This window comes from Streptomyces sp. NPDC048504 (genome assembly GCF_043200035.1).
Taxonomy (GTDB): domain Bacteria; phylum Actinomycetota; class Actinomycetes; order Streptomycetales; family Streptomycetaceae; genus Streptomyces.
The window spans coordinates 90,691-105,131 of the sequence record NZ_JBICXA010000001.1 but is presented as its reverse complement, the minus strand read 5'-3'; the positions used below and the strand labels follow the sequence as shown (position 1 = coordinate 105,131).

At 68.1% G+C, this 14,441-nt stretch carries 13 protein-coding genes and 1 pseudogene; 8 read left to right on the top strand and 6 right to left on the bottom strand.

Going from position 1 to position 14,441, the window contains the following annotated elements; genetic code table 11:
• Positions 1–155: 155 nt before the first annotated feature.
• The gene (locus ACGFY9_RS00425; RefSeq protein WP_393750491.1) at positions 156–1,448 is read right to left on the bottom strand and encodes a tetratricopeptide repeat protein; all 1,293 of its coding nucleotides are present in this window, start codon (positions 1,446–1,448) and stop codon (positions 156–158) included.
• 188 nt (positions 1,449–1,636) lie between these two features.
• Here ACGFY9_RS00425 and ACGFY9_RS00420 point away from each other — a divergent pair, with 188 nt between their 5' ends.
• Both ACGFY9_RS00420 and ACGFY9_RS00415 read left to right on the top strand, forming a co-directional pair.
• Positions 1,637–2,203, top strand: coding sequence for an ATP-binding protein (locus tag ACGFY9_RS00420; protein WP_393750489.1), 567 nt, complete (start codon positions 1,637–1,639; stop codon positions 2,201–2,203).
• Between the two features lie 317 nt (positions 2,204–2,520).
• Entirely contained in the window at positions 2,521–2,820 is a 300-nt protein-coding gene (locus ACGFY9_RS00415) for a hypothetical protein (protein WP_393750487.1), read from the top strand.
• 413 nt (positions 2,821–3,233) lie between these two features.
• Here the strand turns inward: ACGFY9_RS00415 and ACGFY9_RS00410 are convergent, their stop codons facing one another.
• A complete protein-coding gene (locus ACGFY9_RS00410) occupies positions 3,234–4,013 on the bottom strand; it encodes a GntR family transcriptional regulator (protein WP_393750485.1) in 780 nt (259 codons plus the stop codon).
• 165 nt (positions 4,014–4,178) lie between these two features.
• Here ACGFY9_RS00410 and ACGFY9_RS00405 point away from each other — a divergent pair, with 165 nt between their 5' ends.
• From ACGFY9_RS00405 to ACGFY9_RS00390, 4 genes and pseudogenes are all read left to right on the top strand, one after another.
• On the top strand, positions 4,179–4,526 hold the full coding sequence (locus ACGFY9_RS00405; protein WP_393750483.1) for a hypothetical protein: 348 nt from the start codon (positions 4,179–4,181) through the stop codon (positions 4,524–4,526).
• A complete protein-coding gene (locus ACGFY9_RS00400; protein WP_393750481.1) occupies positions 4,526–5,824 on the top strand; it encodes an FtsK/SpoIIIE domain-containing protein in 1,299 nt (432 codons plus the stop codon). Before ACGFY9_RS00405 ends, ACGFY9_RS00400 begins: the two co-directional genes overlap by 1 nt.
• A gap of 8 nt (positions 5,825–5,832) precedes the next feature.
• Positions 5,833–6,030: a hypothetical protein gene (locus ACGFY9_RS00395; RefSeq protein ID WP_393751729.1), complete on the top strand. Its 198-nt coding sequence runs from the start codon at positions 5,833–5,835 to the stop codon at positions 6,028–6,030.
• Between the two features lie 298 nt (positions 6,031–6,328).
• Positions 6,329–7,691 (top strand): annotated as a pseudogene (locus ACGFY9_RS00390) (replication initiator).
• Between the two features lie 138 nt (positions 7,692–7,829).
• On the opposite strand, the gene ACGFY9_RS00385 reads toward ACGFY9_RS00390, so the two are convergent.
• Positions 7,830–9,320: a recombinase family protein gene (locus ACGFY9_RS00385; RefSeq protein WP_393750479.1), complete on the bottom strand. Its 1,491-nt coding sequence runs from the start codon at positions 9,318–9,320 to the stop codon at positions 7,830–7,832.
• A 154-nt stretch (positions 9,321–9,474) separates the two neighbouring features.
• Between ACGFY9_RS00385 and ACGFY9_RS00380 the strand changes: the two genes are divergently transcribed.
• Positions 9,475–9,603: a hypothetical protein gene (locus ACGFY9_RS00380; protein ID WP_393750477.1), complete on the top strand. Its 129-nt coding sequence runs from the start codon at positions 9,475–9,477 to the stop codon at positions 9,601–9,603.
• 36 nt (positions 9,604–9,639) lie between these two features.
• On the opposite strand, the gene ACGFY9_RS00375 is transcribed toward ACGFY9_RS00380, so the two are convergent.
• Positions 9,640–10,866, bottom strand: coding sequence for a serine hydrolase domain-containing protein (locus tag ACGFY9_RS00375; RefSeq protein ID WP_393750475.1), 1,227 nt, complete (start codon positions 10,864–10,866; stop codon positions 9,640–9,642).
• 955 nt (positions 10,867–11,821) lie between these two features.
• Between ACGFY9_RS00375 and ACGFY9_RS00370 the strand changes: the two genes are divergently transcribed.
• Positions 11,822–11,956 carry a hypothetical protein gene (locus ACGFY9_RS00370; protein ID WP_393750473.1) on the top strand — a complete coding sequence of 45 codons (135 nt, stop codon included), beginning with the start codon at positions 11,822–11,824 and terminating at the stop codon, positions 11,954–11,956.
• A gap of 109 nt (positions 11,957–12,065) precedes the next feature.
• On the opposite strand, the gene ACGFY9_RS00365 is transcribed toward ACGFY9_RS00370, so the two are convergent.
• Both ACGFY9_RS00365 and ACGFY9_RS00360 read right to left on the bottom strand, forming a co-directional pair.
• Entirely contained in the window at positions 12,066–12,926 is an 861-nt protein-coding gene (locus tag ACGFY9_RS00365) for a hypothetical protein (RefSeq protein WP_393750471.1), read from the bottom strand.
• Between the two features lie 192 nt (positions 12,927–13,118).
• Positions 13,119–14,234: a metallophosphoesterase gene (locus ACGFY9_RS00360; protein ID WP_393751727.1), complete on the bottom strand. Its 1,116-nt coding sequence runs from the start codon at positions 14,232–14,234 to the stop codon at positions 13,119–13,121.
• Between the last annotated feature and the right edge of the window lie 207 nt (positions 14,235–14,441).

The window sequence follows — 14,441 nt, the reverse complement described above, 5'->3', positions numbered from 1 at the left end:
GCCCTGACACCACCGGGGCAAGAGCACAGACCGCGTGTCTCTTGCTTGAGCTATGGAGCCTCGATCCGATGCGACCGATGGAATCAAATTGGTTACTACGCTACGGATCTCAGGACAACGGGCTCCAGCGGGCGGCAGGATTCCTCTCATGGTCTCTACGAATCAGCAGACCGAGGTTCGTCATGGGCGCGTAGTTCTTTGTCGAGTTCGTCAGCGACTAAAAGCAGGGACGGGAGAGACTTCCGGTCTGCTTCGAGTGCCCTGGTGCCCATGCCGATGGCTTCGTCGATTTCGCCGGTTCGGGCGGCGGCAACTCCGAGTGTGAGGCGGGCCTCGGCGGCGCGCATGGGTGAGATCTCGGTTCCGTCGGGGCCGGTGCTGATGCGGATGACTGAGCGGGCGTGGGTAGCGGCGCGTTCGTCGTCTCCGAGGAGGCGGTAGGCGTCCATCTCGTAGAAGTCCCACTTGTCCGGATCGATTATGAAGTGGTGCTCGGGGTGGTCCGGGCGGGGCAGTCGGTCCAGGCGCGCACGTCCGGCGTCCAGGGAGTCACGGACCAGGCGGGCGTCTCCCATGCGGGCGGCGGCTCGTGCTTTGTGGGCGTAGAGCTGGACGCCGACGGAATGTGTCTGGTCGGCGACGTGTCCGGCTTCGACGGCGTTGAGCATGTCTTGCCATCGGCTCTGGGTGAGGGCGAACCAGGCCTCGATCTCCCAGGCCCATGCCATGATCTCGCCGTGGCCGGCCTCTTGGCCGATGCGGAGGGCTGCGGCCTTGCTGAGGTTGGCGGCCTCACGCTGGCCTCGGTCGTACTGGACGCAGGCGTTGAGGAGGAACAGCCATCCGGTGTCGACGAGTAGTTCCCGGTGCTGGCTGAGCGTCATCCGGCCTTCGAGCTGCTTGGTGACGTATTGCAGGCCGTTGCGCGTGCGCTCGTGCAGGTAGTCGGCATCGGCGTACGGGTAGGCGCGGGCCAGTTGGTCGATGCCCCCTTCGATCGACTCCAGGGCGGCGCTGTTGATGCTGGACATCTCCGTGCGTCGGAGCAACTCGGCTACATCCCACAGTCCGGCGCCACCCTGCGCGATCAGGGCGCTCGGGTCGTCGAGCCGGGAGGGTGTGGCCGGTCGTTCCAGCTCCCACGGGCGTGGGGCAAGTCCTGCGAGATGGCCCGGGATGCGCAGGCCGTCGACGACTTCAAGGATCTTGTGGAACTGGGTGATCCGTGGGCGAACGCCCGTGCCGCCCGTTTCGGGGCGGGCCATCTTGCCGATGTGCTCGCGCTTGTAGCCGACGGCCTCGGAGATCTTGGCGTAGCTGACGTTTCCGTGGATCTTGGCGAGTCTGAAGACTTCGCCGAAGTCGTGGTTGGCGATAGCCGACCGCACGTCCGCGCGTTCCAGGACGTGCGGCGGTAGCGCTGCCGGTGTCGGTGCAGCTCCGGTCATCTCACTTCCCCATTGTGATCGACCTGACGGTGTTTGGCGTTTCTGTCTGCTGTGCCGCGTCCGTTTCGCGAGTGTACCCACGAGGGGGGTCCCCAAGAGGGGGGAGCGACAGCCGGTAAGAGAGGTGCACCCTCGGGTCACCCTGCCGGGAGGGACTCGGCAGCCGTGACCTGAGACGGGGGCGTGTCATGGACGCGAGGAAAGCGCGCCGGCATGCGTACGTGGCCGAGGAACTGAACGCGATGGCTCATTGGTACACGCGGCCTGATCCGTCCTCCGGCGGGCACTTCCTGACGCTGACGCTCCTTGCCGAGTTCAGCGACACCGGACGCATCGCGCGTGATCAGACGGCTGTGTTCCTCCGGAGCGTGGGCGCGGATGCCGCTGTAGATGATGCCCAGTTGGCCGTCTCGGAGCTGGTCGGCAACGTGGTCAACCACGTGGTGCCGGATCGCTGCCTTGCCCGCCCTGGCGCGAGCCGCCGTATCGACGTGATCTTCAAGATGTGGCCGAAGTGGCTGTTCATCGGGGTCGCGGATGAGGACTCGACTCCTCCGGTGCTTCCCCTGGGCGACTCGTTCTTGCCTGGGCTGGCGGGGGAGCTGTCGGAAGCGGTCTTACCCGACTGCGGCCGTGGGCTGCTGATTCTTCAGCGACTGGCTGCGGCGGTCTGGTGGACACCGGAGGACAAGGGCGGCAAGACCGTGTGGTGCCGATTCGACCTCGGCGGCGGAGGCGGTGACCAACCGTCCTGATGATCTCCGGCTGACGCTACGCGTTTCGCTCCCTCGGGAGTGAGCGGCGGCCGGGGGCCGGAGGTTGATTCCTCCGGCGGACGGGGCGCGCCTCCTGGAGCTCCGCCGGGTTCCCCACTCGGTGCCAGGAGGCCCGCTTCACAACCAAAGACGGAGACCGGGCCACCCCCTTAGCCCTGGAAAAGCGGAGGGTGACCCGGTTGGGGAACGCGAAGATCCCCGGTGCCTGATGGTACCGGGGCCGTTGTGCTGTGCATCTGCCTTGGACCAAAGAGAGTTGATGATCCGTTACCTAGATCAGGGCAGAGGTGGGCAAGGTGTCTGGCGCGGGTGAGAATTGGCTGAGCGATGGACTCGGCGACGTTGCGGGGGCGGACTTTGGTCTGTGGGTGTCGGGTGTCGACTACATCGCGGGCTGGCGTGAAGCGCGGGAGTCCGCTGATCAGTTGAACCGGGCATTCCTCGGTGTCGGGTTCGAGCTGTCCGAGTTACGGGCCGTCGCCTCGGCGAACGAGGAGGGGCGCGGTGTGGTGCGGGTGGCGGGCTGGCCGGGTGCGGTGGATCGGCTCGCTGGACTCCTGGAGCCGCTCGCGGACGGCGACGGCGGCGCGCGATGAGGCGTCTTTTCGCTGGTGAGCGGTGCGGGTGGGCACGTCGGCGGCTGTTGAGACTTTGGGCGGTAGCTGCCATGGGGCGAGTGAACAGGGGGCCTTACGCTCGCCGGCGGATCGGGCAGTCTCTTGGAGCCTGCCCGCGTTTAGCCCGATCGGCCCCCTGTTCTTCGAGGCTCGCCCCATGGGAGCTGCCTAAAGTCTCGGCAGCCGGCGACCCCCAGCCCCCAACACCCCGGCAGGCGACGGCCGTTCGACGCTTCAACTCCTCCGGCAAGCTGTGGTCGTGCGGGGCGCTTGCCGACCGGACGGGACCGGCGGCCACGCCGCACGCCCGGCCGGGGCGGCCGGGCGCCCCGGCGCGCCGCAGGCGCGCCCTTGAGGAAGTGAAGGCTGTTTCGACCGATCGCCGTTCCTGCTCAGAGGCGGGTGCGTCGCGTGGGCTGTTTGTCGGCGGTGATCCGATAGGCGAGTTCGGCACGGTCCGCACCGACGCGCAACTCTTCGAGGATCAGGGGGCGGCCATCGGCGCCGTGCGCGGTACGGGCCACGTGCAGGACCGGGGTCGCGTCGGGGAGTTGGAGGGCGGTGCGCTCGTCGGGCAGCGGCATGTGCGCGCGTACCGTCTCGGTCCAGGTCAGTTTGTGTCCGGCCTGGGTAAGGACCCAGTAGATCGCTGCCGGGGGTTTGCACGGCTCCTTGCCGAGCAGCGGGACGGCCTCGGCGACCTGGAAGGGGATCAGTGTGCGGTGCATGGCGCGCGTCCCGGTGGCTGGGTCGATCAGCAGGCGGTCACAGCCGAACAGGGCTTCCTCCTCGTCGAGTTGGAGGAGTCGGCCGGTGGCCTCGGTGGTGTGGGTGCGGTAGGTGCTGGGCTCCTCGGTCTCCTGCCAGATGTCGCCGTTGGGCATCACGAACTTGCCCTCGGTGGTGCGGCTGATGCGGCGCTCGACCGTGAGGAATGGGTGTCCGCTGGAGCGCACGAAGCTGCCCTTGCCGTGCCGGACGTCGATCAGTCCTTCCGCGCGCAGTGCCGAGATCGCGTTACGGACGGTCGGCCGCGAAACGCCGTAGCGGGCCATCAGTTGGGCTTCGGACGGCAGCATCGAGTCCGGGGCGAACTCGCCGGACAGGATCGCTTCCCGCATCACGGCGGCGACTTGCTGGTAGAGGGCTCCGGGGCGCTGGATCTCCGACATGGCGGCATCTCCGGGTCGAGGTCATAGTCACGTCGCACGCGCGACATCACTCGTCAGCATAAGTACTTGCGCTCTCGCCGTACAGACCTGCATAGTCGTAACTCGTAAGGACAAGTGACGTCAGCATCAGAGTTGGCGTACTGACTGGCCAGGGAGGCCACAGAAATGCAGTCCATTCCCGTGGACACGGCGCGACTGGGCGTACTGCGGTGCGCGGGCGTGCCCGAAGTGAAGTTCAGCAACTCCGAGACACAGGAGGTGAAGAAGGACCGGGACGGCAACCCGGTCTACAGCGTCGCGGTCACCGTGCGGCCGGACGGGCGGCGGATCTCCGTCATCGAGATCGCCGTGAGCGGTGAGCCCAAGGGCCTCGAAGCGGGCCAGGTCGTCAAGGTCACCGGACTGACCGCGTTCATGTGGTCGATGGGCGACCGGCACGGCGTCAGCTTCCGCGCGGATGCGATCACGCCCGTGCACTCAACTGGTGTGCACGGCAAGGGCGGTGACGCGTGATGGGTCCGATTCTGCTCGCCTTCGCGCTCGCCGTGCTGGCCTGGCTGCTGGTCGGCGACCTGGTGCGCTGGCATCGTCCGCTCTGGCACTGGTACCTGATCGGCTACCCGGTGACCGTGTGCCGGGTCCTGGCGACCTGGCGCAAGGTGGCCATGCTCAACGACCTCGCCGTCTCGCGTCGTCCGCCGCGCGGCCTGCTCGGCGACCTGGTGGTCAAGGGCGATCCGCTGCGGCCGATAGCACCCCGGATCTCCTTTCCCCGTGCCACCCGCATGGGCCTGACCGTGACCGTGCGGCTGCACGCGGGCCAGACGCCCATGACGTACATGAAGGCGGCCGAAGCACTCGTCCACGCATGGCGGGTGCACGCGGTGCGGGTCACCTCACCGGAACGCGGCCTGGTGCTGCTGACGGCGACAGCTGCCGATCCGCTTCAGCGGCCCGGCTTAGCCACCGCTCCGGCCGAACTCCTCTCGGCGCTCATCGGCGTGATGGAGTCCGGCGGGGCGTGGGTGATGAACCTGCGCCTGGTCCCGCACTGGCTGATCGCCGGGGCCACCCGCTCGGGCAAGTCCACCCTGCTGGCCCGGCTGATCACCCAGCTCGCGACTCAGCCGGTCGCCCTGGTCGGCATCGACTGCAAGGGCGGCATGGAACTCGGCCTGTTCACCCGGCGGTTGAGCGCGCTAGCCACGTGCAGGCGCGAAGCGGTCGCCGTGCTCTCCGCCTTGGTGGTCGACATGCAGGAGCGCATGAGCGTGTGCCGGTCGGCCGGCGTGCGCTCCATCTGGGAGCTGCCGGACAAGCTCCGGCCGGTGCCGGTCGTCGTGCTCGTGGACGAGATCGCGGAACTGTACCTGTCCGACGGCACCCGTGAGAGCAAGGCGGAGGCGGAACAGTGCTCCACGCTGCTACTGCGTATCGGGCAGCTCGGGGCCGCGCTCGGCCTGCACCTGGTCGTCGCCGGACAGCGCGTCGGCTCCGACCTCGGCCCCGGGGTGACCACGCTGCGGGCCCAACTCGGCGGCCGGATCTGCCACCGCGTCAACGACCCCGGCACGGCCGAGATGACCCTGGGCGACCTGAACAAGGACGCCGTGGCCGTCGCTCAGACGATCACTGCGGAGGAACGAGGCGTGGCCGTCTGCACGGGCCCGGACGGCGGATGGAGCCGAGCCCGTTCCCACCTCACCCCGACGGAAGAGGCCGTGTCGACGGCACGGAAGTACTCCGGCATGACCCCCGAACTGCCCGCTATTGGCCGCGCCCTTGCGGCGCTGGAAGGAGACGACAAGTGACTGGAGATGTGATCAGCGAGGGTACGGCGTTCACGTTCGCGGTGATCTTCGGGATCATCACGGTCCTTCTCGTCCGCTCCCGCGACGTGCGGGCCTGGGAGGCGGTCTGTGTCGGCTTGTTCGGCGTCTACCTCGGCCAAACGCCCGTGGTCTTCACCATCCATGGCCTCGTGATCTGGATGGTCAGCGGCTTCTCGCACACCTGAGCAGAAGGGACCCACCACCATGCCCATGTCTCGCGTGAGGTGCCCGTTCTGCAAGGGCGACGGAGCCCGCAGGACCTGGACCGGACGGCTGCGGCGCTGCCGCGTCTGCCGGGGCACCGGAACCATCCGCTGACCGACAACCCCACCGACTGAACCACCGAGAGGACAACCCCATGGACACCGGCGCACCACCACCCATCCCCCGAGCCGCTTCGGCGGCCCACCCCGGAAGGTCACCACCATCACCCCGGCATTCACCCCGGCTGACAGGCGCGCCGCCCTCGACCGCGCGGCGCGCCTGCGTCAGCTCCCCGAAGCAGACCGCGACGCAATCCACATCGCCCAAGACCCTCAATTCCCGCGCTGGCTGGAGCAGATCACCGCAACCGGCGGCTGCGCCCACCCCGTCCACCTCTCCGGCTCGACCACCACCCTGGACGGCACGACCGGCGAGATCCTGCACCACTACGACACCCGCACCGAGCCCGGCGAGCGTCTGATGGTCCGCTGCCGCAACCGACGCGCCACCGTCTGCCCGGCCTGCTCCCGCCTCCATGCCGGAGACACCTACCACCTCGTCCGTGCGGGTCTCCTTGGCGGCAAGAACATCCCCGCCACGATCCGCAACCGGCCCCGGCTCTTCGTCACCCTGACCGCCCCGTCGTTCGGGCCGGTCCATCGCGCTGGGGAGATCTGCCGACCGCGCCGCGAAGGTGGAACCTGCGAGCACCGGCGCTCCCTGAACTGCGGCTTTGTCCACACCTCGGACGCATCGGTTGTCGGTCAACCGCTGTGCGCTGATTGCTACGACTACCCCGGCCACGTGCTGTGGCACGCGCACGCCTCCAAGCTGTGGGACCGGTTCGTCATCGACGTAAGGCGGCGCCTGGCCTCATCGGCCGGCATCGTTCAGTCCCGCTTCGCGGCGAACGCCCGGCTGTCCTTCGCCCGTGTCGCCGAGTACCAGAAACGGGCGGCCGTCCACGTCCATGCCGTCGTCCGCCTCGACGGTCCCAACGGGCCCGACGACGAACCCCCGGCGTGGGGCACTGCGGACCTGCTCACTGATGTCGTGCTCGCCTCGGCCCAACGTGTCCAGGTCCACACCCCCTACAGTCCCGCCGTGGGGGAACTGGCCCTGCGCTGGGGGAGCCCAGGTCGACGCCCGGCCTCTGCGTGCCGCCGGTGACGGGCCCGACGATGACGCGGTCGCCGCGTACGTGGCCAAGTACGTCACCAAGGGAGCCAGCGAGACAGGCGCCGGCACCGACCACAGGGTCACCACCTGGTCCGACATCGACACGGCACCCGTCAGTGCGTACGTCCGCACCCTCATGCGCGCCTGCTGGCGCCTCGGCAGCCTGGCTGAGTACGAGCCGCTGAACCTGCGCACCTGGACCCACACCCTCGGCTACCGCGGCCACATCCTCACCAAATCCCGCGCCTACTCGACAACCTACGCGGCCCTGCGCGCCGAACGCGCCCACCACATGGGCCACGCCGACATGCCCGACGCGATCACCGAACGGAACTGGCGCTACGTCGACTCCGGCCACACACCCGGCGCCGCGCTGATTGCTGCGGGTGTTGCTGACGACCTCGCTCAAAGTCGCGAGTTCGCGAGGGAAGAGATCCGCTCCGTAGGCGGTGGTGGCGTCTGAGTGGCCGGAGAGCCGAGAGCACCGCCACAGAGCGGCAGGAAGCGGCCTTGGATGCGTGGATCGAGCGGCAGATACGCGAATCTCCCCCGCTCTCCGATGATCAGTTGCGGAGTGTGGGGGAGATCCTCGGACTTCAGCTCATCCGCCGGAAGTCCGCCACACAGGCTTGAGGAGTTCCGGATCAAAGGTCTTGTTGCCTTTGCCCCCGGGCACCGCGACCACCGCACCCAAGACCTTCTTGATCGCATCGCGCTTCTGCGTGAGTGTCTTCGACTTCCACGCCTTGTCGATGTCTTCTGGAGCCTCTTCCGCCTCGGCCTTCAAGGCTTCGTGCTTGGCCTCGTCCGCACGCAGCTCTTTGATCCGCCGTTCCAGCACCGGAAGGTTGCGGAAGAACATCTCATCATCGATGTCCGTGTCCTCATCGTCGTGCCAACGACGCTCCAGTTCCTTGCGGCTCTTGATCGCTCGTTCCAGAGCCTCGGTCTTGTCCCAGTCGGGTACATCCTGGGCCTTGTTCGCGGCGTCCTTCTTCAGCTTACTGATCACCAGCTTCTCGACGGCTTCGTCCGTCATGTCGCCGCGCTTGTACGTCTTGTTGCAACCACCGTCCACGGTCTTCTTGCACATGTAGGCGTGCCGGTACTTGAGCCAGTCGTTCGCCTTGATCCCGATCATCTTGTTGTTGCAGACGGTGCCGTCTTCCCGCACGTGGCCGCACCGGAGAATGCCTGTCAGCAGGTACTTGTGGACCAAGCCACCGCGTGGCATGCCGGTCCCGCCCCCGCGCTCCCTGATCTTGGCCGTGACCGCAAACCACTGCTTGGGAGTGATGATCGACTTCCACTCGCCCACGATTGGCTGATCATCGCCGTCGCGGACAAGCTCACCCTTGATCTCGCGGTATCCGCACAGTCGCGCGTTCATCAGCACCTGCTTGACCGTCTGGTACTGGAAGGGATTGCCGCGACTCGTGATGAACCCGGCCTCCTTCCACTGCCGCGTGATCTCGGAAATGGAGGCACCCGCGATCACGTCATGCACGGCTTTTCGGATGGCCTCCGCCTCCTCCGGGCGGAGGGTGACCTTGTCGTCCTCCCACCCGAAGGGGCGCCACGCGGCTACGGCCTGCCCACGGATCGCCCGGCTGCGGTGGCTGTTCCGGCTTCGGCGCTGCTTCTTCCTCGTCTCGCTGAGGGACATGGCGACACCCACAAGTCCCTTGATCTCGAACCCTTCGGCGTACAGATCCTGCATGCCGTTCGAGTCGTGGTACACCCGGTCCTCGTGCGCGGTGAACGCCTTCAAGTAGCGCTCCCAGTCGCTCGGACGCCGGTACAGGCGGTCGTCATTCGCAGCCATGACGCCGTGGACCGGGTACCCCTCAGGGGTCACTCCGGCCGAGAGGTCAGTGAGCAGCTGCTCGAAGTCGTCGCGAACGACGCCCTCCTTGCTGGCGCTCTTGTCGTTGTCCGTGTAGCGGTACACGACCAACCACCCGAATCGCTCGGCGGCGTTGGTCATGTCGCGGTGCTGGTCCTCGATGCCGTGGGCGTCCTTCACCCGGCCGTCGAACGAGATCCGCGCGTAGCAGACGACGCACTTGAGATTGGGGTCGGCGGCCACCATGGCGCGGACTGCCTCGACGGCCGGCAGTCCCTCGGGTACGCCTCGTAACTTGCTGATGACCTCTTCACGCTTGCCCACGGGGCCCCCTCGGTCCGCTGAACGTGCTGGTAGAACCATCGTAGCGCATGTGTAGCTTTAAGTAATACTCAGTTCGATGAAGATCTCCCAGGACATCCGCCGTGAGCACGGCGGGAGCCGGGAGGAGATCGAGGTCGGGATGGAGCAGAAGTCGAAGGAGTTCGCCGCGGCGGGCAACCGGGTGTACCTGCCGATCGCCGACTGACGACGACCGGCTGGCTCTACCGTCCAGCTCTACCGGCTAGCTCTTCGGAGTGCGGCACAGGGCATGGTCGACGAGGGTGCCTGTCGCGCGGTTGAGGGCGGTCAGGTCGGGGGGCGCGGTGGTGGTCGTGATGGAGATCGTCACCGCGCGCCTGCCGTCCGCGCTCACCGCGGGGCGGGTGTTGACGCCTGCGCCGTCGCCCTCGTGGGTGTAGTAGAAACCGCCGCAGGAGAGCGGGATCTTGCGGAGGCCGAGGCCGTAGGTGCCCTCGGGCATCTCGGCCACGTCCTCCGGGTCGTCGGTGCGCTGGACGGTCTGCCGCATCTCGCGCCACTGCGCGGCGGGGAGCAGCCTGCCGTCGGCCAGGGCGCGGAAGAAGGTGTTCAGATCGGCGGTGGTGCTCACCACACCGGAGTCCGCGGTGTGCTGGTAGCTGTGTTCGGTGACGTCGAGACGCTTGCCGTCGGCGGTCGTCAGATACGCGTTGACGTGCGGGTCCGGCAGGAAGGGGTTCAGTCCGGGAACGGAGGTGTTCCGCAGTCCCAGTTTCGCGATCACCCTGTGCTCGACCAGGTCCTGCCAGCTCGCGCCACTCGCCTTCTCGGCGATCACCCCGGCCAACAGGTAGTTGGTGTTGGAGTACGCCCACCGGGTGGGCCCGCCCGGCTGGGGTACGAACACCGGCCGGTGCTCCATCGCCACCACCACCAGGTCGGCCGTCGGGGTGTCGTCGTAGCGGTTCTCGTCGAAGTGGTTGATCAGTCGGTCCTGGATCTCCGGGTCGTCGATGTAGTCGTACAGGCCGCTGGTCTGGCGGAGCAGGTCGCGGACGGTGATGCGGCCGCCGTCGTTGCCGTTGCCCGCGACGACTCCGGGCAGCCAGTGCTCGACAGTGTCGTCGAGCGACAGGCGCTTCTCCGCCACGAGTTGCAGGACTACGGTCGCCACGAATGTCTTCGTCGTGCTTGCCACGCGGAAGTGCGCGTTCCAGGGGATCGGATCCCTGGAGTCGGCCGTGCGGGTGCCGATGCGTGCCATGAGCGGGGCGCCGTTCGGTCCGTCGACCCTGGCCAGCACGTTCACATCGCCGCCGCCGGCCTTTCGTACGGCTGCGAGGTCCTGTTGGAGGGTGTGCTCGGTGTAGGGCGATGGCCTTGGCGACGTGTGCCCGGTGGTGGCGGTCGCGGCCAGGGGTGGGCCAAGTGCGAGCAGCGCCGCTGCCAGCACTGCTGCGCCGGTCTTCTTGGACGACGGCATCTGCATGTTCGTATCCCCCGGTGCTCTGGTTCCTGATCGGTGACGATCACCAGCCAACCGGATCCCCAGGCGCGTGAGGATGGGACTGCCCTCCGAATGAGGGGTGCACCTGGCCCCCCTACGGCCTACGGGTTCACCCCCCGTCCGTAGATTCACCCGTGGAGTGGAGTTGCTGCTGGGGGGAGGTGGGTGGTCGGCGTTGGGGTGCTGATGGTGTGGAGCAGCCTGCCTTGGTCGTTCATGAGTTTCCCCTCGACCTCAGCGTCAGCTCTCCGTCCGGCCGCTTCACCGTGCTCTACGGCGAGCGGGGCACCGAGGCACTGTTGATCGCGGGCGATCGGCTGATCCGTGGGACAGCCGTGAGGTGCTGGGGGAACGGCTCACCGGTGGCGGCCGTAGTCCGCGAGACGTTTTCCATTCGCGCCTGGCGGTGTCTCCGGGTGGGGCCCATCTGTTGTCGGTGGGCTGGTTGTGGCATCCGTACGGGATCGTCGAAGTCTTCGACCTGGAACGGGTGTTGGCGGACCCCGCCGTGCTGGCTCGACGGTGAGGAGAAATCTGCCCTGGGCCGACGGGAGTTGGGCGTGTGGTCGCTCGCCGAGAAGCGGTGGGTCCATCGCAACAGGGTCGACTTCAGCATCGTCACGCTGATCCCGCGGGGTGACACGGTCGTCTCGCTGTATGGGCATCCGCGGCTGATCGGTGTCACTACGGGGGTGTCGATGGCGGAATGGCCGGCCGTGGAGGTGCCCCTCAGAGATGGCAGACGGCAGTTACGGGGTCATCCACATCCCGACGTCCGTTGCGGCCCCGCACCCGGGCGGCACGCGACTGGCTGTCGCCCAGCCGGAGAGCATCGCGGTCTTGGATCTTCCTGAGGGGTGAGGGGCGAAGGGCGAGTGGTGATCGACGCGCCGTTGGCGCACGCGCCGGGTTCCTTGGCCAGTCGGACGGACCCCGCGTGCACGAGGTCGAGGTTCTTGGGCGCTGGCGCCACCGCGTCGGCCAGTACGGCGGTGGACTCGGCGTACGCGCCGCGCGGGGTGACGGCGGGCATGCCGTAGACCTCGTGGCCCAGGTGTCCACGGCAGAGTGACCAATTCCGGCGCACGGCCGGACCGCAGCACTCGGTCACCCCTGTGAACCCGACCTGGTGACCGGGTGTTCGGCTTGCGCTCCGTTGGGTGGGGGCGCAAGCCGAGGGGCTACTCCGGCTGGTGTTCGGGCCCCCCGAAGTCCGGGCTGGAGAAGTCCGGGCTGCTGAAGCTCGGACGGTGGCCCGGCTCCGGGCCGTCGTCGGGGCTGGAGAAGCCCGGGCGGTCGTAGCCGAGGTTCGGCATGCGACTCGGGGCCGTGGGGGTCGTACGGCGGAGTGTCGCCGTGCCAGGAGCCGCGAGCGCCTCCTGGAGGAACGGCAGGATGCCGCGTTCCAGAAGGGCGTCGTGCCAGGCCTCCCTGGCGCGGGCCACTTCGCCGCCCGACTCGCCGTAGGGGCCGGTGTCGGGCGAGGGCCTGTTGCGCAGAGCGGTGAGCAGCAGGCCGACGATGGCGACGAGGATCGCCGCCGCGGTCATGGCGCCGAACACCCAGCCGGCGGTGAGCATGGTCTTGGCGAACGCCGGTTCGGGGCTGAGCATCTTGAGGATGTAGCCCACGAGCAGGAATATCGCCGCGGCCGTGCCGGCGAGGACGGGGGTGAGGACGGCGGCTACGGCGATGGCGCCCGCACCCTCGGCCGCCTCCCCCAGGGTGGTGGCGAGCCCCATCGCGCCCACGCCGGCCGGCTCCGCGGAGCCGGTCTCGTGGACGGCCGACGGGGTGGACGACGCCGGCTGGCGCAGTTCCTCGCGGACCTTCACGTAGTGCTGGTACTCGGTCGCCGCGGCCGCCGTGATGAGCGCGGTGGCGTTCAGCGCCATGGTGCGCAGCTGTTCGGGGTTGAGCCGCTTGCCGACAGCGGCCAGTTCCGGGCGGGTAGGGGCGGAGCGCAGCGCCTCGTCGAGGATCCGCTCGTACTCCTGGCGGTCCTCGCTGTGCAGGTGCTGCGGAACGCTGTTCATGTGCATCCCCCGATGCTCCGTAGGGCTTGGGGCTCGCATGCCAACGAGCCGTCGGGCAGAAACGGAGGGGAGCCTGCTACGGATAAGCCGATGGTAGAGCGGCGACGGCACACGGTGACAGGGGGTTTCCAGAAATTGGCCCCTGGCCAGCGCTGTCGTCCGCCGGTCCTCCGGAGGGGACGCCTGCCCGATAAACGCTCAGATATCCAGCGGCAGTTGCTGGACCAGCAGTTTTCCGGCCATGGTCACTCCGCCGTCCATCGCGATGGCGAGTCCCTCGGCGTAGACGTGCGGTCCCTCGACCACGGGGCCTGCGGTGTCCTCGCCGTCCTCGGAGCCCACGTCGCCCAGGAGATACGGAATCGGGCTGTGGCCGTGCACGATCCGGGTCCCGCCGTACATGTCGAGCAGGGAGCGGACATGGTCGGCGCCGCCCTCGTCGCGGAAGGAGAAGCGCTTGGTGAACTTGCGGAACACGTCCCAGACCTCGTCCGCGTCGTTGCGCGTGAGGGTCTCGCGGACGTTGTCGTTGACCGCCTCGATCGAGTCGCCGTAGTCGAGGTAGGCGGTGGTGTCGGAGTGGACGAGCAGGTGGCCGTCGACCTCCTCCATGGCGTCCAGCCGGGCCATCCACTGCAGGTGGACGTCCTGGAGGCGGTCCATGTCGGTCTTCTGGCCGCCGTTGAGCAGCCAGGCCGCCTGGAAGGTGGCGGTGCCCGCGCCCGAGTTGACGGGGGTGTCGCCGAAGCGCTTGGCGCCCAGCAGCAGCAGCTCGTGATTGCCCATCAGGGCCTTGCAGTAGCCGCCGGCCGCGGCGGCCTCGGCGGACAGCCGCATCACCAGGTCGATGACGCCGATGCCGTCGGGTCCGCGGTCGGTGAAGTCGCCGAGGAACCAGAGCCGAGCGGTGCCCGCGCACCAGCTGCCCGCGGCGTCGATCAGGCCCTTCTCCCGCAGGGCGGCCACCAGTTCGTCCAGGTAGCCGTGCACATCCCCTACGACGAACAGTGGACCGGGGCCCTCCGTCTGCTGCGGGACGGCCACCGACGCCGGGTCCACCGCGACCTGAACCGTGTCACCCCGACGGATGACGGGCAGATCGCGCTGAGTGGGCGTGTAGCCCTCCGGATAGACCTCGTCGAAGGCCTCGTCAAAGGCCTCCTCGTCGGGTCGTACGGCCTCGCCGGGCTGCGCGCTGTCGGCGTACGGACCGGTCTCGTGGACGTACGCCGGTACCCGGAAGTCGCGCAACGTCGCCGCCCGCTCCGTCTCGGGTCCCTGACCGGCCCCCTGAGTCATCGACCCCTCCACCATCACGCCGCGTCTGCACCGCGTCGGACTGCCTGGTCGCAGCGGCCCGCGGTGTCGTGGGCCCATCATAGGAATGCGGATCGCGCCATGTGATGACCCAGGGGTGCTGAATCGGACCAGGACTCCGGTCCACCGCGGCTTTCGCCCCGATTGGGCAGGGGTTCGGCTGTTGGCCGTCTGCTTGACGCGGGTTGGACGGGGGTTGGTTCG